The organism is Pseudomonas sp. GNP012, from assembly GCF_054343835.1.
The window spans coordinates 3,968,859-3,990,271 of record NZ_JBTGUU010000001.1 but is presented as its reverse complement, the minus strand read 5'-3'; the positions used below and the strand labels follow the sequence as shown (position 1 = coordinate 3,990,271).

Annotated in this window: 20 protein-coding genes; 14 read left to right on the top strand and 6 right to left on the bottom strand. The window is 60.3% G+C overall.

Translation table 11 applies throughout. The features are described 5' to 3' along the window. Nucleotides 1–105: 105 nt before the first annotated feature. The 4 genes from relA to ACXX83_RS17960 all read left to right on the top strand — a co-directional run bounded on the left by relA (nt 106) and on the right by ACXX83_RS17960 (nt 5,027). Entirely contained in the window at nt 106–2,349 is a 2,244-nt protein-coding gene (gene relA, locus ACXX83_RS17975) for a GTP diphosphokinase (RefSeq protein ID WP_015096442.1), read from the top strand. Nucleotides 2,350–2,487: 138 nt separating this feature from the next. After that, nucleotides 2,488–3,321, top strand: a complete 834-nt coding sequence (mazG, locus tag ACXX83_RS17970) for a nucleoside triphosphate pyrophosphohydrolase (RefSeq protein WP_458549214.1) — start codon at nt 2,488–2,490, stop codon at nt 3,319–3,321. 28 nt (nt 3,322–3,349) lie between these two features. Next, complete coding sequence (locus ACXX83_RS17965; protein ID WP_015096441.1) at nt 3,350–3,892, top strand: DUF2058 domain-containing protein; 543 nt, start codon at nt 3,350–3,352, stop codon at nt 3,890–3,892. Between the two features lie 187 nt (nt 3,893–4,079). Continuing rightward, nucleotides 4,080–5,027, top strand: a complete 948-nt coding sequence (locus ACXX83_RS17960; RefSeq protein WP_458549213.1) for a hypothetical protein — start codon at nt 4,080–4,082, stop codon at nt 5,025–5,027. A 57-nt stretch (nt 5,028–5,084) separates the two neighbouring features. On the opposite strand, the gene ACXX83_RS17955 is transcribed toward ACXX83_RS17960, so the two are convergent. The 6 genes from ACXX83_RS17955 to ACXX83_RS17930 all read right to left on the bottom strand — a co-directional run bounded on the left by ACXX83_RS17955 (nt 5,085) and on the right by ACXX83_RS17930 (nt 12,557). Then, nucleotides 5,085–5,273, bottom strand: a complete 189-nt coding sequence (locus ACXX83_RS17955) for a hypothetical protein (RefSeq protein ID WP_007974549.1) — start codon at nt 5,271–5,273, stop codon at nt 5,085–5,087. A gap of 333 nt (nt 5,274–5,606) precedes the next feature. After that, complete coding sequence (gene fabB / locus ACXX83_RS17950) at nt 5,607–6,827, bottom strand: beta-ketoacyl-ACP synthase I (protein WP_015096439.1); 1,221 nt, start codon at nt 6,825–6,827, stop codon at nt 5,607–5,609. 11 nt (nt 6,828–6,838) lie between these two features. After that, nucleotides 6,839–7,354 carry a 3-hydroxyacyl-[acyl-carrier-protein] dehydratase FabA gene (fabA, locus tag ACXX83_RS17945; protein WP_003227150.1) on the bottom strand — a complete coding sequence of 172 codons (516 nt, stop codon included), beginning with the start codon at nt 7,352–7,354 and terminating at the stop codon, nt 6,839–6,841. Between the two features lie 247 nt (nt 7,355–7,601). Next, entirely contained in the window at nt 7,602–9,503 is a 1,902-nt protein-coding gene (locus ACXX83_RS17940) for an ATP-binding protein (RefSeq protein ID WP_458549212.1), read from the bottom strand. Next, nucleotides 9,500–10,432 (bottom strand): ABC transporter substrate-binding protein, encoded by a 933-nt coding sequence (locus ACXX83_RS17935; protein ID WP_458549211.1) that lies wholly within the window; start codon nt 10,430–10,432, stop codon nt 9,500–9,502. The genes ACXX83_RS17940 and ACXX83_RS17935 overlap by 4 nt, the downstream gene beginning before the upstream one ends. Before the next feature lies 1 nt (nt 10,433). Then, nucleotides 10,434–12,557 (bottom strand): TonB-dependent receptor plug domain-containing protein, encoded by a 2,124-nt coding sequence (locus ACXX83_RS17930; protein WP_458549210.1) that lies wholly within the window; start codon nt 12,555–12,557, stop codon nt 10,434–10,436. Between the two features lie 195 nt (nt 12,558–12,752). Between ACXX83_RS17930 and ACXX83_RS17925 the strand changes: the two genes are divergently transcribed. From ACXX83_RS17925 to ACXX83_RS17880, 10 genes are all read left to right on the top strand, one after another. Beyond that, nucleotides 12,753–13,778, top strand: a complete 1,026-nt coding sequence (locus tag ACXX83_RS17925; protein WP_033047849.1) for an NAD(P)H-dependent glycerol-3-phosphate dehydrogenase — start codon at nt 12,753–12,755, stop codon at nt 13,776–13,778. A 31-nt stretch (nt 13,779–13,809) separates the two neighbouring features. Then, nucleotides 13,810–14,157, top strand: coding sequence for a DUF4389 domain-containing protein (locus ACXX83_RS17920; protein WP_007974561.1), 348 nt, complete (start codon nt 13,810–13,812; stop codon nt 14,155–14,157). Beyond that, nucleotides 14,154–14,609, top strand: coding sequence for a phosphohistidine phosphatase SixA (sixA, locus tag ACXX83_RS17915; RefSeq protein WP_458549209.1), 456 nt, complete (start codon nt 14,154–14,156; stop codon nt 14,607–14,609). The genes ACXX83_RS17920 and sixA overlap by 4 nt, the downstream gene beginning before the upstream one ends. Before the next feature lie 198 nt (nt 14,610–14,807). Further along, nucleotides 14,808–16,475, top strand: coding sequence for an AMP-binding protein (locus tag ACXX83_RS17910; protein WP_217836120.1), 1,668 nt, complete (start codon nt 14,808–14,810; stop codon nt 16,473–16,475). A gap of 32 nt (nt 16,476–16,507) precedes the next feature. Further along, entirely contained in the window at nt 16,508–16,951 is a 444-nt protein-coding gene (locus ACXX83_RS17905; protein WP_015096431.1) for a hotdog fold thioesterase, read from the top strand. Between the two features lie 126 nt (nt 16,952–17,077). Beyond that, the gene (locus ACXX83_RS17900; RefSeq protein ID WP_158248441.1) at nt 17,078–17,884 is read left to right on the top strand and encodes an alpha/beta fold hydrolase; all 807 of its coding nucleotides are present in this window, start codon (nt 17,078–17,080) and stop codon (nt 17,882–17,884) included. Continuing rightward, entirely contained in the window at nt 17,881–18,735 is an 855-nt protein-coding gene (locus tag ACXX83_RS17895) for an alpha/beta hydrolase (protein ID WP_015096429.1), read from the top strand. Before ACXX83_RS17900 ends, ACXX83_RS17895 begins: the two co-directional genes overlap by 4 nt. Nucleotides 18,736–18,785: 50 nt before the next feature. Further along, entirely contained in the window at nt 18,786–19,445 is a 660-nt protein-coding gene (locus tag ACXX83_RS17890) for a glutathione S-transferase family protein (RefSeq protein ID WP_217836117.1), read from the top strand. Between the two features lie 8 nt (nt 19,446–19,453). Continuing rightward, nucleotides 19,454–20,260 carry a DUF4892 domain-containing protein gene (locus ACXX83_RS17885; RefSeq protein ID WP_458549208.1) on the top strand — a complete coding sequence of 269 codons (807 nt, stop codon included), beginning with the start codon at nt 19,454–19,456 and terminating at the stop codon, nt 20,258–20,260. 69 nt (nt 20,261–20,329) lie between these two features. Continuing rightward, nucleotides 20,330–21,385, top strand: a complete 1,056-nt coding sequence (locus ACXX83_RS17880) for an AI-2E family transporter (protein ID WP_126047040.1) — start codon at nt 20,330–20,332, stop codon at nt 21,383–21,385. The last annotated feature ends 28 nt before the right edge of the window (nt 21,386–21,413 follow it).

The window sequence follows — 21,413 nt, the reverse complement described above, 5'->3', positions numbered from 1 at the left end:
ACTGGCCCGCCCGTGCAGCCGCGCACCGAGCCCGACGTGGGCGCACAGGCAACGAAGGTCAGCGATTTGACGCATTGAATCTGCGTCGTAGGGAAGGTAAGCAAGATGGTACAGGTGAGAGCACACCAGCCGATCAACACTGACGGCAGTATCAATCTCGAGGCTTGGCTCGATCACGCGGTGAGTGTCGATCTGGCACTGGATCGCGAAGCCTTGAAGGAAGCCTGCGAGTACGCTCGCGAGGCCGAACAACAAGCCAACGCGGCACAGAATCTATGGTCGGAAGGTAATTCGACTTTCCGTACCGGACTTGAGATCGCCGAGATCCTCGCCGATCTCAAACTCGACCAGGACTCTTTGGTCGCCGCGATCCTGTATCGAGGCGTACGCGAAGGCCAGATCAAGTTGCCGGCGGTCAGCCAGCGCTTCGGTCCGGTGGTGGCCAAACTCATCGATGGCGTGCTGCGCATGGCCGCGATCAGCGATAGCCTGAGCCCGCGCAAATCCCTGGTGCTGGGCACCCAGGGCCAGGTGGAAAACCTGCGCAAGATGCTGGTGGCCATGGTCGATGACGTTCGCGTCGCCCTGATCAAGCTGGCCGAACGCACGTGCGCCATCCGTGCGGTGAAAACCGCCGATGACGAAAAGCGCAACCGCGTGGCCCGTGAAGTCTTCGACATTTATGCGCCACTGGCCCACCGCCTGGGTATCGGCCACATCAAGTGGGAACTGGAAGACTTGTCCTTCCGTTACCTGGAGCCGGACCAGTACAAGCAGATCGCCAAGTTGCTCCATGAGCGGCGACTGGATCGCGAGCGCTTCATCAGCGACGTGATGAGCCAGCTGAAAAACGAATTGCAGGCCACCGGCGTCGATGCCGACATCAGCGGCCGGGCCAAACACATCTATTCGATCTGGCGCAAAATGCAGCGCAAAGGCCTGGAGTTCAGCCAGATCTACGACGTGCGTGCCGTTCGCGTGCTGGTGCCGGAAATGCGCGACTGCTACACCGCGCTCGGCATCGTCCACACCCTGTGGCGGCACATCCCGAAAGAGTTCGACGACTACATCGCCAACCCCAAGGAAAACGGCTATCGCTCGCTGCACACGGCGGTGATCGGGCCTGAGGGCAAGGTGCTGGAAGTGCAGATCCGCACCCACGCGATGCATGAGGAAGCCGAGCTCGGCGTGTGCGCGCACTGGCGCTACAAGGGCACCGACGTCAAGTCCGGTTCCAATCACTACGAAGAGAAAATCTCCTGGCTGCGTCAGGTGCTCGAATGGCATGAGGAGCTGGGCGACATCGGTGGCCTGGCCGAACAGCTGCGGGTCGATATCGAGCCCGACCGGGTCTATATCTTCACCCCGGACGGCCATGCCATCGACTTGCCCAAAGGCGCGACGCCGCTGGACTTCGCTTACCGCGTACACACCGAAATCGGCCACAACTGCCGTGGCGCCAAGATCAACGGGCGCATCGTGCCGCTCAACTACAGCCTGCAAACCGGTGAACAGGTCGAGATCATCACCAGCAAGCACGGCACCCCGAGCCGTGACTGGCTGAACCCGAACCTGGGCTACGTCACCACGTCGCGGGCACGGGCGAAGATCGTTCACTGGTTCAAGCTGCAGGCTCGTGATCAGAACGTCGCGGCCGGTAAAACCCTGCTTGAGCGTGAGCTCAATCGCCTCGGTCTGCCGGCGGTGGATTTCGACAAGCTGGCCGACAAGGCCAACATGAAAACCGCCGAAGACCTGTTCGCCGCCCTCGGTGCCGGCGACTTGCGTCTGGCGCAACTGGTCAACCTGGCGCAGCAACTGGTCGAGCCGGAGCGCGGCAACGAACAGCTGGAATTGATTCCGCGCAAAGCCACGGGCTACAAACCGGGCAAGCGCGGTGATATCCAGATCCAGGGCGTCGGCAACCTGATGACCCAGATGGCTGGCTGCTGCCAGCCATTACCGGGCGATGCCATCGTCGGCTACATCACCCAGGGTCGTGGCGTGAGCATTCACCGCCAGGACTGCGCTTCGGTGCTGCAGCTGGCCGGGCGCGAGCCCGAGCGGATCATCCAGGTCAGTTGGGGGCCGGTACCGGTGCTCACCTATCCGGTGGACATCGTCATCCGCGCCTACGACCGTTCCGGTTTGCTGCGTGATGTGTCGCAAGTGCTGCTCAACGAGCGGATCAACGTGCTGGCGGTCAACACCCGCTCGAACAAGGAGGACAACACCGCGCTGATGTCCCTGACCATCGAGATTCCGGGGCTGGATGCATTGGGGCGGTTGCTGGGGCGGATTTCCCAGTTGCCGAACATCATCGAAACGCGGCGTAACCGTACGCCATAAAACGGGAGCGCTTTACTGTAGGAGCGAGCTTGCTCGCGAAGAACCGGAGGGCGACGCGTTGATTCAGAACGCCCGCGTCATCGTTAACGTCCATCGCGAGCAAGCTCGCTCCTACAGGGAGCGGGCAGAGATTGATCGATGTATTCACTTGAAGATTTGCTACATCTGATGAACCGCCTGCGCGACCCGCAGTACGGTTGCCCATGGGACATCAAGCAAACTTACGCCACCATCGTCCCGCACACCCTTGAGGAAGCCTACGAAGTCGCCGACGCGATCGAACGCGGTGACTTCGATCACTTGCAGGGCGAGCTGGGCGATCTGTTGTTCCAGGTGGTGTATTACAGCCAGTTGGCTCGCGAAGAAGGGCGCTTCGAGTTCGCCGGCGTAGTCGACAGCATCACCCGCAAACTGATCCGCCGTCATCCCCACGTGTTCCCCACCGGTGACCTGTATGCGCCTCTGGATGTTCCGCGCCTGAGTGAAGAGCAGGTCAAGCAGCGCTGGGAAGAGATCAAGGCCGAAGAGCGGGCGGAGAAATCTTCGGCACCCGAACAGTTGTCGTTGCTCGATGACGTCCCCGCTGCATTGCCGGCGCTGTCCCGTTCGGCAAAATTGCAGAAACGCGCGGGGCAGGTCGGCTTTGACTGGCCGGACGCTTTGCCGGTGCTCGATAAAGTGCGTGAGGAGCTCGATGAAGTGCTCGAAGCCATGTCGGAAAACGATCCCGAAGCCGTTGTCGACGAGATTGGCGACCTGCTGTTTTCCGTGGTCAATCTGGCGCGGCATCTCAAGGTTGATCCGGAAACCGCACTGCGTGGTGCCAACGGCAAGTTTGAAAGACGCTTTCGTTTTATCGAACAGGCATTGCGCGATACCCGTCGTCCCATGGAAGATTGCACCCTCGAAGAGTTGGACGCCTTGTGGGGCGAAGCCAAACGTCAGGAAAAGAATTTGCCCAGCTGCGGTTGAGCCGTGGCCCAAGTGAGTAATAAGCACCATGAGCATTTCCCTTCGCGACCAGTTGCTCAAAGCAGGGCTGGTCAACCAGAAGCAGGCCAAGCAGGTCAGCAAAGACAAGCAGAAACAACAGCGACTGGCCCACAAAGGCCAGATCGAGCTGGATGACTCCCAGCAGCGCGCGGCGCAGGAAGCCATGGCCGAGAAGGTCAAGCGCGATCAGGAGCTCAACCGCCAGCAGCAGGAGAAAGCCGAGGCCAAGGCCCGTGCCGCGCAGGTCAAGCAACTGATCGAAGTCTCGCGCCTGCCGAAACTGACGACCGAGGATTACTACAATTTCGTCGACGACAAGAAGGTCAAGCGCATCTGCGTCAACACCCTGATGCGCAACAAGCTCAGCAGCGGATCGTTGGCCATCGTGCATCACGCTGGCGGCTACGAAGTGATTCCGCGCGAGGCGGCGCTGAAAATTCAGGAGCGCGATCCGCAGCGCATCGTGCAGCTCAATGTGCAGACTGAAGAGGTCATCGCCGAGGACGATCCGTACGCGGCCTATAAGATTCCTGATGACCTGATGTGGTAACAGATTCAATGTTCTAGCGGGCTTACATGTTTGCTAGTACTTTGCATGATTTATACATTGAGCCCGAAAGATTGTATCGATACGATCTTTCGGGTTTTCTTTTGCCAGGAAATAATATCTTTTTATAAGGGTGTTTGTGTCTTGAGAAAGCAAATGGAATGAACTTTAGTGTCCAAGGATGGAATAAATGTTTGTCAGTATCGCTTCGTTACGCCAATCCACTTTCAAGTCGCAGCTTTCACAGGCGCGACCGCTCGGGCAATCCATTCACGATTATCTGGACGATGAACTTGTCGCTCGTGCCGAGCTTGTACGCCGAAAAATCAAGATCGCTGCAAAAGCTGCTCGCGAGGATCATGGCGAGACCGCTTGTGTTTTCTTTACCCTGCCTGAGTTCTTCTGGAACATTCCCTGGCGCGAGGTCCGCAATGAAGAGGAGCTCCATGAGCTGAACTCTGCCTATCTGGAGAAAGTGCCAGCGTGTATAGCTTTGTTGATGACCGAGCTGCCAGTGGAACGCTATGGCAAGATTGTATTGCTGGCGGGAAGCTGTGCGACCCTCATCAAGGTTGGAGAAGGTGAATCGAGTTATTACGATGTCATTAATTACTTGCTGGCGATCACCAATAAAGAATATGAAGGCGATATTCCTTTGATGTCGATGTGGCCAAAGCGCCATGTATCAGGTATCGATTTTGGCAAGCACCTGGCTTCGGTAGGAGACTTTTGGCTATTCAAAATTTCCGAGGAAATCGAGATCAGGGTGAAGAAGCTCGGCAGCGTGTGGGCTGAGCACAGTTATTTCGGGGGTTATGAAGGGAAGTTCATCAATAGCCTCGTCAATGGCTGCCCTTTTGCAATCAACTTGTGCCTGGATTACTACAGTCTCAAAGAAGGCGAGCGCGACGTTCAGGTTGAGCTGATCGAGGCGAAAATCGATTTCCTGATCGCCTGCGGCATGAGTTTCGACTATGCCAAGCGTCATCCGTCTTCGCTGCAGTTTTCGATCCGCAATGACGGAATGGGCGATGGCGAGGTCGAGGTGGTCAGGCTTCAAGCGGGCTGGATTGTTGAAAGTGTCCCTTCGGTGCCGATCGAAGATGACCTTCATTTGACGCTGGTCGAAGTTGTCTGATGTGGATGCAGCCTGCCCGGCAGTAAAGGGCAGGCTGCACGGTGGTGGAGTCTGTTTTCAACCGGTTGCGAGCTCGCGTTTGCGCTCGAGCATTTCCAGTTCGGCCCTGTAGTTTTGCGCGTCGGCCTCGGAATGGAACATACCGACCAGCAGGTCTTGTTGGTGCACGTCCCAGATCCGGATGCCGGCGGCTACACCCTCGTGGGATTTATGTGAATCGTCGCGTTCAGTTACTTTGACAGTCATCTGCTAGCTCCAATCTCTGTTATCTGCAGCAAGGCGTGTGCAGGCCTCTGTTATAGAGTTTGGTAGCTTGCTAAGTAAATAACCGAGTTTGGTAACGTTTTTTTGCAAAAACGGAAACAGTCCTGCAGCCCGCTAAATGCGCGGCATTCGGTCGCAGGCCATTGAGTTTCATGACAAAGGTTTCATGTTTGTGACGATGAAACTGCAGGCTGAATGCAAAACCTGTGGGAGCGGGCTTGCTCTCACAAGGATGTGGTGTTGCCCTGTTTTCAGACGAAAAAAAACGCCCCGAACCAGTCGGGGCGTTTTCATGTGCGGCTCAGCAGCGGGAAATTACTTGCCTTCCCAGCGCTTCAGTACCAGCGTGGCGTTGGTGCCACCGAAACCGAAGCTGTTGCTCATCACGGTGTTGATGGTGGCGTTTTCGCGGGTCTTGGTCAGCACCGGCAGGTCGGCCACTTCAGGGTCCAGTTCGTCGATGTTGGCGGAGCCGGCAATGAAGTTGCCTTCCATCATCAGCATGCAGTAGATCGCTTCGTGAACGCCGGCGGCGCCCAGGGAGTGACCCGACAGGCTCTTGGTGGAGCTGATGGCCGGAGCCTTGTCGCCGAACACTTCACGCACGCCTTTCATTTCCGCGACGTCGCCGACCGGGGTCGAGGTGCCGTGGGTGTTCAGGTAGTCGATCGGGGTGTCGACGGTGGACAGCGCCTGCTGCATGCAGCGGATTGCGCCTTCGCCGCTCGGGGCGACCATGTCGTAGCCGTCGGAGGTCGCGCCGTAGCCGACGATTTCCGCGTAGATCTTCGCGCCGCGGGCCAGAGCATGTTCCAGCTCTTCGACCACGACCATGCCGCCACCGCCGGCGATGACGAAACCGTCACGGTCGGCGTCGTAGGCGCGGGAGGCCTGTTCCGGGGTGTCGTTGCGCTTGCTGGACAGGGCGCCCATGGCGTCGAACAGGAACGACTGGCTCCAGTGCTCTTCTTCACCGCCACCGGCAAAGACGATGTCCTGCTTGCCCATCTGGATCTGTTCCATGGCGGTACCGATGCAGTGAGCACTGGTGGCGCAGGCAGATGCGATGGAGTAGTTCAGGCCCTTGATCTTGAACGGAGTGGCCAGGCAAGCGGAAACGGTGCTGCTCATGGTCCGCGTGACGCGGTATGGGCCGACGCGCTTGACGCCTTTCTCGCGCAGGATGTCCAGCGCTTCCATCTGGTTCAGGGTCGATGCGCCACCGGAGCCGGCGATCAGGCCGGTACGCGGGTTGGAAACCTGCTCTTCGGTCAGGCCCGAGTCGGTGATGGCGTCTTTCATGGCCAGGTAGGCATAAGCTGCCGCATGGCCGACGAAGCGATAGATCTTGCGATCGATCAGTTCTTCAAGGTTGAGGTCGATGGAGCCGGAAACCTGGCTACGCAGACCCATTTCGGCATATTCCGGGTTGAACCGGATGCCAGGGCGGCTTGCACGCAGGTTAGCGGAGACGGTCTCTTTGTCATTGCCCAGGCAAGAAACGATGCCCAGACCAGTGATAACGACGCGGCGCATGCGGATAACCCTTAGAAGTTGTCAGTGGAGGTGAACACGCCGACCCGGAGGCCTTCGGCGGTGTAGATTTCGCGACCGTCGACAGTGACCGAACCGTCGGCGATGGCCAGGTTCAGCTTGCCTTTGAGGACGCGCTTGATATGAATGTTATAGGTGACTTTCTTGGCGGTCGGCAGGACCTGGCCGAAGAATTTCACTTCGCCCGAACCCAGCGCACGGCCACGGCCCGGCAGGCCTTGCCAGCCCAGGAAGAAACCGACCAGTTGCCACATGGCGTCGAGGCCCAGGCAGCCCGGCATCACCGGATCGCCTTCGAAGTGGCAGGCGAAGAACCACAGGTCCGGATTGATATCCAGCTCGGCGACCAATTCACCTTTGCCGTACTTGCCACCTTCTTCGCTGATCAGGGTGATGCGATCAACCATCAGCATGTTCGGGGCGGGCAGTTGCGCGTTACCAGGGCCGAACAGCTCACCGCGACTGCAGCGCAGCAGGTCTTCCCGGGTAAAGGCGTTTTGTTTGGTCATGCGAGCTCCTCAATAGTCCCATGCGGCAGGTGGGGCAAATCTTCCCGGCCGATCGAAGCGTTCATGCCTCGAACCGGCAGCCTACTCATAGACTATTGCGTTGTGGTGAAAGTCACAGCACCAAGGACATGAATGTACACTTGTGCACTGAAATTATTATTCAAGCCCCTTTTCGGGCCTGTCGAGGTGCCTAAGACTGCCGCACTTTCGCCTTTCACGCCAGTCGCAGATGGTCGAAAGACCGGTACTACTGCACCCACCGTTGCAGAATTTGCTGCAGATCAGTCCGTTTGAATGGCTTGGCCAGGTAATCGTTCATCCCTGCCGACAGACAGGCCTCGCGATCGCCCTGCAAGGCGTTGGCGGTCAGGGCGATGATCGGCAGGTCGGTGCATCCGGGTAACTGGCGAATTTGCCGGGTGGCTTCATAGCCATCGATGATCGGCAAGCGGCAGTCCATCAGGATCGCTTCGAAAATCAGGCTCTCGGCACTGCGTACCGCCTGCGCGCCGTCGGCGGCGACACTGACCTTGAAGCCCAGGCTGCGCAACATGGCTTCGATGACCGTCTGGTTGACCGGGTTGTCTTCGACCAGCAGCACATTGCGCCCTTCGCCGTCGCTGTTGCCGGTTTGCGCGCGGGGGAGCAACAGTGGCTGCGTCTGCTGGTGCAGGGCCAGGGGAATTTCCAGGGTGAACACCGAACCGCGGCCTTCCTCGCTCTGCGCGCGCAAGGTGCCGCCCATGCGCTCGGCGAGGGTGCGGGCAATCGGCAGGCCCAGTCCGGTGCCGCCGTAGCGCCTTGAAATGGAGCTGTCGGCCTGCTGGAAAGCGTTGAACATCAATTCCAGGCTTTCGGCCGGGATGCCAATGCCGCTGTCGCGCACGGTGCAGGTGAACCACAGCAGTTCGTGATCCAGCGACTGCCATTGCGCCTCCAGGGTGACGCGGCCCTGCTCGGTGAACTTCAGCGCGTTGCCGACCAGGTTGACCAGTATTTGCCGGATACGCGTCGGGTCGCCCTTGACCTGCAGGCCGCGCATGTCGTCGGGGATCATCAGTTGCAGGTCGAGACCGCGTTGCGCGGCGCTGTGCTGGAACGACTGGGCGCAACTGCCTATCAGGTCGGCGAGGTTGAAGGGGATGTGCTCCAGTTCCAGCTCCGAACGTTCGATCCGCGAGAAATCCAGGATGTCGTTGATGACCTTGAGCAAGTGCTCGGTGGACTCCGAGGCCAGCGCTGCGTACTCCACCTGTTCCTCGGTCATGTCGGTGGTTTCCAGCAATTGCAGCATGCCCAGTACGCCATTCATCGGCGTACGCAGTTCATGGCTCATCATGGCGAGGAAGTCGGATTTGGCGTTGTTGGCTTTTTCCGCCTCTTCGCGGGTCTGGATCAACTGCGCCATGGCCTGATGCTGTTCGCGGCTGGCCTGTTCGAGGCCGCTGGCGAGGTTGTTGATGTGTTGCGAGAGCGCCCCCAGCTCGGTGTCATCGACAATCGGCAGCGGTTTTTTGTAATCGCCGGCCTGGATCGCCTTGACGGCATTGCCGATATCCCGGATCGGTTGCGACAGGCTACTCGCCAGGCGTCGGGCCACGAGGAAGGTAAACAGCAGGGCAAACAGCGCCAGAATGGCAGCCTTGAGCACGATTTCCTGCTGGCGCCGGCTGAAGGCATCGTTGGACAGCCCGACGATCACCCGGCCGAGGTAGTCCTCGGTGGGGGCGGCAGTGGCGGTTTTGCTGCTCTGGAAAAAGTCATTGTGCAAAGCGATTCGCTGAAGCCGTATGGGGGCCTGGAACACTTCGAGCTGTTGCGCGCGATTGTGGTGTTCGTTCGGTTGTTCGACATACACCAGAACCCGGTTGGCGCTGTCCTGGATTTCCAGAAAGCTCACATTGGGCGTGGCCAGCGTCGCCTTGAGCAAGCTTTCAAGCACTTCGCTGTTGCCCGAAATCACCCCGTACTCGGTGGCGGGGGCCAGTTGGTTGGCGATCAGCTGTCCGGTATGGGAGATTTCCTGACGCAGATCCTGGATACGCACGAAGGTGAAGAAGCTGATCAGCAACAAGGTCAGCAGCAGGGCAGGGCCGAGGCTGATGAGTTGGGTGCGGGTGTTGATGTCCCAGCGACGGCGCAGGTTCATGGACGGCGTTCTCCTTCAGCCAGCAATGTGGCGACAGACGCTTCGTTTATCTCTTCGATCCCCAGGGAGCGCGCCACCTGGGGATTGCTCGCGACCTTGAATCGATGGGGATAGTGCGAGCGTGGCCAGGTGGCCGGTGGCCGGTCGAGCAATTCGTCGAGGACCGCCAGCCAGTCACTCTGGTCGCTGTAGGTGCTGGCCAGGCTCCCGGCCTTGACGAAGCTCGCGTTGGGGCCGATCAGTGCCATTTGCCGCGAGTAGCTGCTCAGCAGCAGGTTCTTTGCGGTTTGCGGGTTGTACAGGTCGGCGTCGTCCAGTCCCAGCAACACGTCGCTGTTCTTGAGCAAGGTCTGTAACGGGCGGCTGTCGTGAATGTTGTCCCAGCGCTGGGTGACCACCTCAAGGTCCAGGGGGAGGGCGGCCTGACGCAGCTCATCCAGCAGGAATTCACTGTGGTTGTCGTAGAGCACGCCGATGCGTTTGGCTTGGGGCAACAGGGTGCGGGTCAGGCGTAACTGGCGGTCCGGCCGTGGATCGCTCCACAGCAGGCAAAGGCGCGCCGGCAGCGAGCTGTTCAAACGTTGCCGGGCTTGCAGGCGGCTGATACGCAGCACCAGTGTCGCCGGGCCCTGGACGTCCTGCAGGCGCCAGTCGAGGCTGGGCAGGTCGAGGAGAATCAAGCGGATATTTTCCGGCAGTTGTTCCGGTACCGGCAAACTGGCCAGCGCCTGGAATCGCACGTTGTCGTTCGGTCGCAACTCGCTCAGGGCCTGGGTAAATGCCCGCACGCCGGGGCTGTCCTCGGTCCCTGTGAGCAAAATCTCGGCCGCGTTGCTCGCCAGGCTGCCCAGCATGCCGGTGAACAACAGGCAAAGCACCGCCAGTAACCGGCCCAAGGTCGGTGTTCTCCAGGCCGGGCGATACGGCATCTTAAAGTTCCAGCTCAGCACTGAAGTACATCACATGGCGCTGGTCATAATGGTTATCGCTGAAGGTGGTCGGCTGATTGTCCAGGCGTTGCTGGAGCACCCCGGCCAGCTCCAGGCTGGCCTTGCCCAAGGCGATACGTTTGGCGATGCGCGCATCGACCCGTTCGAAGCGGTAGCCGTTGAGGGCGTCGTCGCCATAATAGAAAAGCGCACTGTTCCAGCCCTGGCCCCAATCGCGCAGCCATCCGGCCGAACCACTGTTGCTTGCAGTCTGCCTGGCATCCAGCGGATTGCTGGCGTCGGCATCGACGTAGGCAAAGGTCAGTCGCAGCCGATCGAAGCTGCCGACACGCCAGTCGAGCTGGGTTTCGGCTCCCGAAAAACGCTCCTTGTTGGCGTTGCTGGCGATGTACTGATTGTTGCGCAGCGGTTCACTGATCATGCCGGTGATTTCGTCGTGGAACAGCTTCACGTCGAGTGCCAGCCCCGCTTCAGGGAAGTAGCCGTTGTAGCCCAGCTCCCGGGAGCGCATGTGCTCTTGATCGAGGTCGCCGGGGCCACGGGTCTTGACGAAGTAACGGGCGCTGGACTGGCCAAAGGCACCGGGCCTGAGGTTGGTGACCTGATAACTCCAGTTGACGTTGTTCTCGAACATGTCCGGCGAACGGATGGCCTCGGAGTACACCGCACGCAAGCCGTGGCGCGGGTTGATCAGGTAGTTGACCGCCACGCGGGGTGTCAGTGAGCTGCCGATCAATCGGGCATCTTCGAACATGGCACCGCCTTGCAGCAGCCAGTGTTCGCTGGCACGCCACTCGATCTGGCCAAACACCCGCCAGGTCCTGTCATCGAGTGTGCCATTGAAGTAAGTCTCGGAATCCGCCCGGTCGTAACGATAGTTCATCCCGCTGACCAGCCGCAGGTTATCGGCAAGGCTCAGGGTGTCCTGCAGTTCAAGGTCGTAGCGCGTTTCCCGGGTGCTCTGGTCGATGTCACCGCAAACGGTCTGGTTCGCACCGTTGCGCCATTGATCGAGTACCTGGTTGGCCAGCGCCTGCTCGGCGGGTGTGCCAGCCGGGGCACCACGGTCGGTGAAGCGTGTGATGTTGCGGGCCAGGCGTTCGGTGTAGTTCGGGTTCAGTTGCCAGAGTTCGGTCAGTTGCGGGCTGAACGAGATTTCTGCGTCGCAGGCGCGCCAGGTTTGCTGGCGATCCCAGTGTTGGGCCGAGCCCTGGATATAAAGGCTGTGATCGGGATTGATGTCCAGGTTCCAGCGCAATGACCCGGCGTAGTCCTTGGCGGTGACGTCGGAGTCGTTGCCGGCGCGGGTAATTCCCGGAAACACCGGCCGGTAGGTATAGGGCCGCTGGTTGGTGCCGTCCTTGGCATTCAATTGCCAATCGAGGCTTTGCCGTTCGTCGAGGCTCTGGCTGACGGCGAGGTTGAAGCGATCGAGGCGACGACTGTCATGGTAATCAGCGCCGGTTCGGTCGGTGTCGAAGCCGTCGTCTTGCTGACCGGACAGGGACAGACGCATGTCTCCATCCTCCCAGCCCAGGCCTTGGCTGGCGTAAAAGTCGTTGATGCCGCGTTGGCCCCGGGTGACCTTCATGCGCGTACCGTGACTGTCGGCCGGCCGCCGGGTAATGATGTTCACCACCGCCATCAGCGCGTTGGCACCGTAGCTGACGGTATTGGGCCCGCGAAAGACTTCGATGCGCTCGATGTCTTCCATGGCCACCGGAATGTCGCTCCAGTCGACGGTGGAAAGGCCGGCGCGATACACCGAGCGCCCGTCGATCAGTACTTGCATGCGTCGCGCTTCAGTTGCATTGGTGCCGTGGTAGTTCACCGCGGCCTGGTTGCCGCTGATGTTGCCGACCATCATCCCCGGCACCAGGCGCAGTAGTTCGCTGATGTCGCGGGCACCGGTGGCGTGGATCAGGGCGCTGTCGATCACCGTCATGCTGCCCGGCACGGCAGCGGGCGACTGCTTCAGGCGCGTGGCCGTGAGCACTTGCGGCAGCGGTTCGCTGTCCAGAAACAGGTCGTCGGCCAGCACCGGCGAGCTGAAAATCAGCGCCAGTACCAGAGGCGAACGCGGTGAAGGAGCACCCGGAGACACAACACATCCCTGTCAGTGATTGATGGCGCGCATGTTAACCGAGCCGAATGACTTTTCCATTCACGATGTCTGCATTTTCCTCGGCTTTATTGGTCTTCTTCCTACGGGTGCAGGTATTTGATGTCGGGGCTGGCCGCCGATGGGCTGCCCCGTATAATGCCGACATCGCCACTGGTATGGATTAACGGATTGCATATGACTGAACAGCGCCCGATTGCGGTCCTGGGAGGCGGAAGTTTTGGAACCGCCGTGGCTAATCTGCTGGCCGAGAACGGGCATCAGGTCCTTCAGTGGATGCGTGACCCCGAACAGGCCGAGGCCATTCGGGTCAATCGCGAAAACCCGCGTTACCTCAAAGGCATCAAGATTCTGCCCGGTGTTACCCCGGTCACCGACTTGCAGGCCACCCTGGATGCCTGCGACCTGTGTTTCGTCGCATTGCCCTCCAGCGCGCTACGCTCGGTGCTGGTGCCGCACGCCGAACGCTTGAGCGGCAAAATGCTGGTGAGCCTGACCAAAGGCATCGAAGCCCACACGTTCAAGTTGATGAGCGAGATCCTTGAAGAGATCGCCCCGCAGGCACGCATCGGCGTTCTGTCCGGCCCCAACCTGGCCCGCGAAATCGCCGAACATGCGCTGACGGCCACGGTGGTCGCCAGTGAAGACGAAGAACTGTGCCAACAGGTCCAGGCCGCGCTGCACGGCCGCACCTTTCGGGTTTATGCCAGCGCCGACCGTTTCGGCGTGGAACTGGGCGGTGCGTTGAAAAACGTCTACGCAATCATCGCCGGCATGGCGGTGGCGCTGGGCATGGGGGAAAACACCAAGAGCATGCTGATCACCCGGGCACTGGCGGAAATGACCCGCTTCGCGGTGAATCAGGGCGCCAACCCGATGACCTTCCTGGGCCTGGCCGGCGTGGGCGACTTGATCGTGACCTGTTCTTCGCCAAAGAGCCGCAACTATCAGGTCGGCTTTGCCCTCGGCCAGGGCCTGAGCCTGGACGAGGCTGTCACGCGCCTGGGCGAAGTCGCCGAAGGGGTCAACACCCTTAAAGTACTCAAGGCCAAGTCCCAGGAGGTTGGCGTGTACATGCCGCTGGTCGCCGGGCTGCACGCGATCCTGTTCGAAGGCCGCACGCTGGAGCAGGTCATCGGTCTGTTAATGCGTGGCGAGCCGAAAACCGACGTCGACTTTATTTCCACCAGTGGTTTCAATTAATCACGCTTGCCAGAAAGGCGGGGAGTTGCGCATGAACGATCCAAAAGTAGAAGCCAAATATGAATCCATCCTGTTACGCGTGTTGTGGATGATCGTCTTCGTGCTGGTGTGGCAAGTCGCGCAGTTCATCCTCGGCGCCGTCGTGCTGGTGCAGTTGATCTATCGTTTGTTCTATGGCGCCCCAAGCGCCAGCCTGATGAACTTCGGCGACAGCCTGAGCCAGTTTCTGGCGCAGATCGGTCGTTTCGGCAGCTTTCACAGCGACCAGAAGCCTTGGCCGTTCGCCGACTGGCCGACGCCGCGTACACCGGAAGGTGAGGCGCCGCATGTCGTGGCACCGGCACCGCATCCGGCTCGAGATGAGGAACCCAAGCTATGAAACTCTGGGTATTGCGTCATGGTGAAGCTGTACCGCACGGCTCCCGCCTCCACGATTCGGAGCGGGAACTGACGGACCACGGTCGTGAGGAGGTGCTGCGCAGCGCCGCGCTACTGATCGGGCAACCGCTGACGGCGATTTACGCAAGTCCCTACCTGCGAGCGCAGCAGACGGCGCAACTGGTGCGCGAAACACTGGGGTTCGAGCCGGAAATCCGCACTGTCGAGTGGTTGACACCGGACACCGAGCCGGACAAGGTCGCCGAGCAAATGGTGGCGGTGAGCGATGTCCTGTTGGTCAGTCACAATCCGCTGGTGGGGAATTTGTTGAGCTATCTGCAACATGGCGCGGGACATCCACCGGAGCGGGTTAGCACCGCGGGCCTGGCCGAACTCGAGAGCAATGAGTTGCTGGTCGGGTCGATGAGGCTCAACAGCATCAAGCATCCTTAGCTCCGCTTTTCTGTGGGAGCGTGGCTTGCCCGCGAAGGCATCGACTCGGTTATGCCTGATAAACCGCGGAGCCTGCATCGCGGGCAAGCCACGTTCCCACAGGTACGTCATAACCCGAAAAGTTTTGTATGAAATAGTCAACCAAGCACTTGCTTGGTTGACTACGCTTGCTCCAGAACAAAAACACAGGAGCGAGTCATGTCTGCTGCTTTTCGTTTGCCGCTGGACGTTTTCTACGAGCGTGAGGCCCGTCATCCTCGCCAGCGCTTCCTGGTCCAGCCTGTCGGCGGCGGCCAGGTCGAGACCCTGACCTGGGCCGATGTCGGTCATCAGGCACGCTGTGCCGCCCACTGGCTGCGAGCGCGGGAACTGCCACAGGGCAGCCATATCGCCCTGATATCGAAGAACTGTGCGCACTGGATCATTGCCGACCTGGCGATCTGGATGGCCGGGCATGTTTCGGTGCCGTTGTACCCCAACCTCACCGCCGAGTCGGTTGCCCAGGTGCTCGAACACTCGGAGGCGGCGCTGGCGTTCATCGGCAAGCTCGACGACTGGCCAGGCATGTCCCGAGGCGTCAGCCCCGACCTGCCGACCATCAGCCTGCCCCTGCATCCGCCAGGTACGTTCGACTTCAGTTGGGCCGACCTGCAAGGCAGCTCGCCGATCCAGGACGATCCAAAACCTGCCGCCGATCAACTGGCGACCATCATTTACACCTCCGGCACCACGGGCATGCCCAAAGGCGTGATGCACAGCTTCGGCACTCTGGGGTTCGCCACCACACGCGGCACTGCGTTGTTTGGCCTCAACGAGTCGGACCGGTTGTTGTCCTACCTGCCGCTGTGCCACGTTGCCGAACGGATGTTCGTCGAACTGGCGTCGATTTATACCGGCCAAACGGTATTTTTCGCCGAGAGCCTCGATACCTTCCTCACCGACCTGCAGCGTGCACGCCCGACCGCCCTGTTTGGCGTGCCGCGTATCTGGACCAAATTCCAGATGGGCGTGTACAGCAAGATCCCGGCAAAACGCCTCGACTTCCTGCTTGGCCTGCCGATCATCGGCAAACGGGTCGGGCATAAAGTCCTCGCCGGCCTGGGGCTGGATGCGTTGCGCATCGCATTGTCCGGTGCGGCTCCGGTGCCGCAGACCTTGTTGCAGTGGTACCGCAAACTGGGACTGGACGTGCTGGAGGTCTACGGCATGACCGAGAGTTGCGGTTACTCCCACATCGGCATGCCGGGTCAGAACAAACCGGGCTGGATCGGCAAGCCGTGCCCTGAAGTTGAAGTGCGGATCGCCGAGACGGGGGAGGTCATGGTGCGCAGTGGCGCGACCATGCTCGGCTATTTCAAGGAACCGGAAAAAACCGCTGACACCATTACCGAGGATGGCTTCCTGCGCACCGGCGACAAGGGCGAGGAAGACGCCGAAGGCAATCTGCGCCTGACCGGGCGCCTGAAGGAAATCTTCAAGACCAGCAAAGGCAAATACGTGGCGCCGGCACCGATTGAAAATCGCCTGGCCGTGCATTCGCGTATCGAACAGGTGTGCGTGGTGGGCGATGGCTTGAGTGCACCGCTGGGTTTGTGCGTGCTGTCGGCGGTCGGCCAACAGGATGCAGGCGGGGCCGCACGCGCCGGCCTGCATTCGAGCCTGGAAAAACTGCTGGAGGAGGTCAACGGCGCGCTCGACAAGCATGAACAACTGCGGCGCCTGGTGGTGGTCAAGGACAGTTGGGCGGTGGAAAACGGCTTTCTCACCCCGACGCTGAAGATCAAGCGCAATGTGATCGAGGCGGCGTACGGTGAGCGTTTTGTAGAATGGAGCGAGCGCAGCGAAGCGGTGCTGTGGCAGGATTGATTCACGAATAAAACCAACAAGGAAACCCTGCGATGAGCCTGTGGCGCACCACTCCTAACATCGAGCAGCTGAACGCAATCCAGAAAAACACCATCGGCGAACTGCTGGACATCCGTTTCGAAGCTTTTGACGATGAGTCCCTGACCGCCAGCATGGTCGTCGATCACCGCACCCATCAGCCTTACGGCTTGCTGCATGGCGGCGCCTCGGTGGTGCTGGCCGAATCGGTCGGCTCGATGGCCAGCTACCTGTGCATCGATGCCAGCAAGTTCTATTGCGTGGGCCTGGAAATCAACGCCAACCATTTGCGCGGCCTGCGCAGTGGTCGGGTGACGGCGGTGGCCAAGCCGATCCACATCGGCCGCACGACCCATGTCTGGGACATTCGGCTGACCAGCGATGAGGGCAAGGCCAGTTGTGTGTCGCGGTTGACCATGGCGGTGGTGCCGCTGGGTGAGAATCCGCCGTTACGTTGACGGTTTGAAATCAAAAGATCGCAGCCTGCGGTAACTCCTACCACCATTCCTGGTAGTTATGGTCATTGCTGCTGGACGCGGTCTTGCGGACAATCAACGCCTGTTCTCGCTTATGGATTTGCAGGTATGTCGCAACAGATCTTTTTCGCCCACGCCAATGGTTTTCCTTCGGGAACCTACGGCAAGTTGTTTGCGGCGCTGGCACCGGAGTTTCAGGTGACGCATCTGGAGCAGCACGCCCACGACCCGCGTTACCCGGCGGACGACAACTGGTACAACCTGGTGGACGAGCTGATCCATCACCTGCAACAACAGGCTGAACCCGTGTGGGGCGTCGGTCACTCCTTCGGTGGGGTGTTGCACCTGCATGCGGCCTTGCGCTGCCCTGAGCTGTACCGCGGGGTGGTGATGCTCGACTCGCCAGTGCTGACCCGAGCCGATCAATGGGTCATACGTGCGGCCAAACGCTTCGGTTTCATCGACCGTCTGACGCCGGCCGGCCGTACCCTGGGTCGCCGTGAAGAGTTCGCTGACCTGGAAAGCGCCCGGAAATACTTTGCCGGTAAAACCCTGTTTCGCGGTTTCGACCCCGAATGCTTCGATGCCTACCTGCAACATGGCTTGCACCAGGTCGGCGACAAGCTGCGCCTGCGGTTCGACCCGGCCACGGAAATCAGCATCTATCGCGGCGTGCCGCACACCAGCCCGGGCAGCACCCGCAAGTTGCAAGTGCCGCTGGCGGTGGTTCGCGGGCACAACAGCCGCGTGGTGATGCGCCATCACGCCAGTTCGGTCGACCGCCTGCCGTTGGGTGAGTCGTTGACCATGCCCGGCGGCCACATGTTTCCGCTCGAGCGTCCCCTTGATACCGCGCAAATGCTCAAAGGCCTGTTCCATCGCTGGGACGGCCGTCGACAACAGGATTGCGCATGAGCCACGCCGTCGAAGAAGTTCGCCTGAGCCTGCCGCACATCGAGTTGGCGGCACACCTGTTCGGTCCTGAAGACGGTTTGCCGGTCATTGCCCTGCATGGCTGGCTGGACAACGCCAACAGCTTTGCCCGTCTGGCCCCCAAGCTCAAAGGCCTGCGCATCATCGCGCTGGACATGGCCGGTCACGGTCATTCCGGGCATCGCCCGCCGGGAGCCGGTTACGCCATGTGGGACTATGCCCACGATGTGCTGCAAGTCGCCGAACAGCTTGGACTGAAGAAGTTTGCGCTGATGGGGCATTCTATGGGCGCCATCGCTTCGCTGATCATCGCCGGGTCGATGCCGGATCGGGTCACCCACCTGGCGTTGATCGACGGCATCATTCCTCCTACAGACAAAGGTGAAAACGCTGCCGAGCGCATGGGCATGGCCCTGCAGGCGCAACTGGATCTGCGGGAGAAACGCAAACCGGTCTACGACACCCTCGACCGTGCCATTGAAGCGCGCATGAAGGGCCTGGTGGCGGTCAGCCGCGAGGCCGCGGAGCTGCTGGCGCAGCGTGGTCTGATGCCGGTATCGGGTGGTTATACCTGGCGCACCGACAATCGCCTCACGCTGCCATCGCCACTGCGCCTGACCACCGAGCAGGCCATGGCCTTCGTCCAGCGGGTCAAATGTCCTGCAACGCTGGTGGTCGCTGCCGACGGCATGCTCGCCAAACACCCCGAGTTGCTGGAGCGTCTACCCTTTAGCCGGGAACAACTGCCAGGCGGCCACCATTTGCACCTGAATGACGAGTCCGGTGCCGATCTTGTCGCAGACTGTTTCAATCGGTTCTTCGCCATTCCTTGACTTGCGTCGGGCAACTGTCGAGGCTTGGCGGGTTGAAAAGGGAGACAACCATGATAGATCTCTACACCGCTGCGACCCCGAATGGCCACAAGGTCTCTATCGTGCTCGAGGAACTCGGCCTGCCCTACAGGGTGCATGCCTTGAGTTTCGACAAGAAGGAGCAGAAGTCCGCGGACTTCCTCAAGATCAACCCCAATGGCCGGATTCCGGCGATTGTCGACCGCGCCAACGGCGATTTCGCTGTGTTCGAGTCCGGCGCCATCCTGATTTACCTCGCAGAACAGACCGGCAAACTGATGCCGAGCGACCCGAAGGGACGTTCGCTGGTGTTGCAGTGGCTGATGTTCCAGATGGGGGGGATCGGCCCGATGCAGGGCCAGGCGAATGTGTTCTTCCGCTACTTTCCGGAAAAACTCCAGGGCGCCATCGACCGCTATCAGCATGAAACCCGTCGCCTCTACGAAGTGCTCGACACGCGTTTGCAAAGCGTGGAGTTCCTGGCCGGCGAGTACAGCATTGCCGACATCGCTACCTTTCCCTGGGTGCGCGGCTACGAGTGGTCGGGCGTCTCGGTGGAGGGCTTGACGGCGTTGCAACGCTGGATGGCAACCCTGGAGGCCCGGCCGGCAGTACAGCGTGGTCTGCAGGTACCGCAACGCGCCGATGAAGCCAGTGTCATCAAGGGCGCCCAGGCCATGCTGATCCGATGAGTATATCCATGCGTTCATTCAGTTTGCTGGTGCTGTGCAGTTTCAGTCCCTTGTTATTCGCCGCCGATGTTCCGGGCAGTCAGGACCTGCCGATAGTGCCGCGCATGGTCGACGCCCAGATCGTCGACTATCGCCCTGCCGCCGAACTGGAGCGGATCTACCCCTTGGGCTCGATCCGCAAGATCAGTGGCCAGTTACGTTTCGACGGTCAGGTCAGTTCTCGCGGCAACGTCACTTCGGTGACCTACGAGTTGCCAGCGGAGCACTCATCCATCGAGGCGTTCACCGCTGCACGCGAGGCATTGCAACAGCAGGACGCCGGGTTGCTCTTTTGGTGCCAGGCGCGCGATTGCGGCGAAAGCAGCCTCTGGGCCAATGAAGTCTTCGGCAACGCCAAGCTGTACGGAGCCGACGATCAACAAGCCTATTTGCTGCTGCGACTTGCCGCGCCACGGGATAACACGCTCGTCGCGCTGTACAGCATCACCCGCGGTAATCGCAAGGCCTACCTGCATGTCGAGCAGTTCGACGCTACGGCACCGCTGGGTGAGTTGCTGCCGACCTCCGCGACTTTGCTGCGTGAACTCAAGAGCACCGGCGAACTGGATTTTTCCACGTTGAGCGGCGCACCTGACGAGACCTGGCTACGCCTGATTTCCCGCGGACTGAATCTGGACACCACCTTGCGGGTCAGCATTTCCGGAGCGAACGCCGAAGCCTGGCGTCAGGCCCTGATTACCCAGGGCGTGCGTGCCGCGCGGATGGAAGCCGGCAGTGCCGAAGGCTCTGGCCTGCACATCGAGCTATTGCGGTAGGCTGTACCGGGCGAGCGTGCACGCTGCGTTCGTCTACTCTTTTGCTGACTGATATTTTCGGGATTTTCGATGATCAATAACGATCGCCTGTTGGTGCAGATCCTGCTCGTCGTGCTGTTCGGCGCGAGCTTCTGGGTGATGGCACCGTTCTGGTCGGCGATGTTCTGGGCCGCAGTCCTGGCATTTGCCAGTTGGCCGCTGATGCGCTTGCTGACCCGTTGGCTCAATGGCCGCGAATCTCTGGCGGCGGCATTGCTGACACTGGGCTGGATGTTGCTGGTCGCGGCACCGCTGGTGTGGCTGGGTTTCAACCTCGCCGATCATGTGCGTGATGCCACCGCATTCATCAAGGATGCGCAGGTCGAGGGGTTGCCCGAAGCACCGGTCTGGCTGGGTTCGATTCCCTTGGTGGGCGAGCGGTTGGTCGGGATCTGGAACAGCATCGATGAGCAGGGCGCGGCGATGATGGTGGCGCTCAAGCCTTATCTGGGGCAGGTGGGTAACTGGTTGCTGGCGCGCAGCGCGCAGATCGGCGGCGGTATTCTCGAACTGACCCTGAGCATGGTCTTCGTGTTCTTTTTCTATCGTGACGGACCGCGTCTGGCGGCGTTTGTGCACACATTGCTGGAACGGCTGATCGGTCAACCGGCCGGCTACTACATTGAACTGGTGGCAGGCACGGTGCAGCGGGTGGTGAACGGTGTGATTGGCACAGCGGCGGCCCAAGCGATCCTGGCGCTGATCGGGTTCCTGATTGCTGGCGTACCGGGTGCGCTGGTACTCGGCATTGTCACCTTCATGCTCAGCCTGATCCCGATGGGGCCGCCGCTGGTGTGGATTCCGGCGACCGCGTGGCTGGCCTGGAAAGGCGAGTACGGGATGGCCATATTTCTCGGCATCTGGGGCACATTCGTCATCAGCGGTGTCGACAACGTGCTCAAGCCGTACCTGATCAGCCGTGGCGGTAACCTGCCGCTGGTCATTGTGCTGCTTGGGGTGTTTGGCGGGTTGATTGCCTTTGGCTTTATCGGCCTGTTCATCGGCCCGACATTGCTGGCGGTGGCCTATAGCCTGTTGATCGACTGGAGCAAGACTCAGGCACGGGTTGAGGATCGCCTGCCCTGAAGGTCCAGGATCCGTAGCCCACTGAGCC

Excerpts from the sequence above, each read along its gene's own strand:
- ACXX83_RS17890 (WP_217836117.1), top strand. The coding sequence starts at position 18,786 with ATGATAGATCTCTACACCGCTGCGACCCCGAATGGCCACAAGGTCTCT.
- ACXX83_RS17880 (WP_126047040.1), top strand. The coding sequence starts at position 20,330 with ATGATCAATAACGATCGCCTGTTGGTGCAGATCCTGCTCGTCGTGCTG.
- relA (WP_015096442.1), top strand. The coding sequence starts at position 106 with ATGGTACAGGTGAGAGCACACCAGCCGATCAACACTGACGGCAGTATC.
- ACXX83_RS17920 (WP_007974561.1), top strand. The coding sequence starts at position 13,810 with ATGAACGATCCAAAAGTAGAAGCCAAATATGAATCCATCCTGTTACGC.
- ACXX83_RS17955 (WP_007974549.1), bottom strand. The coding sequence starts at position 5,273 with ATGACTGTCAAAGTAACTGAACGCGACGATTCACATAAATCCCACGAG.
- ACXX83_RS17940 (WP_458549212.1), bottom strand. The coding sequence starts at position 9,503 with ATGAACCTGCGCCGTCGCTGGGACATCAACACCCGCACCCAACTCATC.
- ACXX83_RS17885 (WP_458549208.1), top strand. The coding sequence starts at position 19,454 with ATGCGTTCATTCAGTTTGCTGGTGCTGTGCAGTTTCAGTCCCTTGTTA.
- ACXX83_RS17965 (WP_015096441.1), top strand. The coding sequence starts at position 3,350 with ATGAGCATTTCCCTTCGCGACCAGTTGCTCAAAGCAGGGCTGGTCAAC.
- ACXX83_RS17960 (WP_458549213.1), top strand. The coding sequence starts at position 4,080 with ATGTTTGTCAGTATCGCTTCGTTACGCCAATCCACTTTCAAGTCGCAG.
- ACXX83_RS17910 (WP_217836120.1), top strand. The coding sequence starts at position 14,808 with ATGTCTGCTGCTTTTCGTTTGCCGCTGGACGTTTTCTACGAGCGTGAG.
- mazG (WP_458549214.1), top strand. The coding sequence starts at position 2,488 with ATGTATTCACTTGAAGATTTGCTACATCTGATGAACCGCCTGCGCGAC.
- fabB (WP_015096439.1), bottom strand. The coding sequence starts at position 6,827 with ATGCGCCGCGTCGTTATCACTGGTCTGGGCATCGTTTCTTGCCTGGGC.
- ACXX83_RS17905 (WP_015096431.1), top strand. The coding sequence starts at position 16,508 with ATGAGCCTGTGGCGCACCACTCCTAACATCGAGCAGCTGAACGCAATC.
- ACXX83_RS17895 (WP_015096429.1), top strand. The coding sequence starts at position 17,881 with ATGAGCCACGCCGTCGAAGAAGTTCGCCTGAGCCTGCCGCACATCGAG.
- ACXX83_RS17925 (WP_033047849.1), top strand. The coding sequence starts at position 12,753 with ATGACTGAACAGCGCCCGATTGCGGTCCTGGGAGGCGGAAGTTTTGGA.
- sixA (WP_458549209.1), top strand. The coding sequence starts at position 14,154 with ATGAAACTCTGGGTATTGCGTCATGGTGAAGCTGTACCGCACGGCTCC.
- ACXX83_RS17900 (WP_158248441.1), top strand. The coding sequence starts at position 17,078 with ATGTCGCAACAGATCTTTTTCGCCCACGCCAATGGTTTTCCTTCGGGA.
- ACXX83_RS17935 (WP_458549211.1), bottom strand. The coding sequence starts at position 10,432 with ATGCCGTATCGCCCGGCCTGGAGAACACCGACCTTGGGCCGGTTACTG.
- fabA (WP_003227150.1), bottom strand. The coding sequence starts at position 7,354 with ATGACCAAACAAAACGCCTTTACCCGGGAAGACCTGCTGCGCTGCAGT.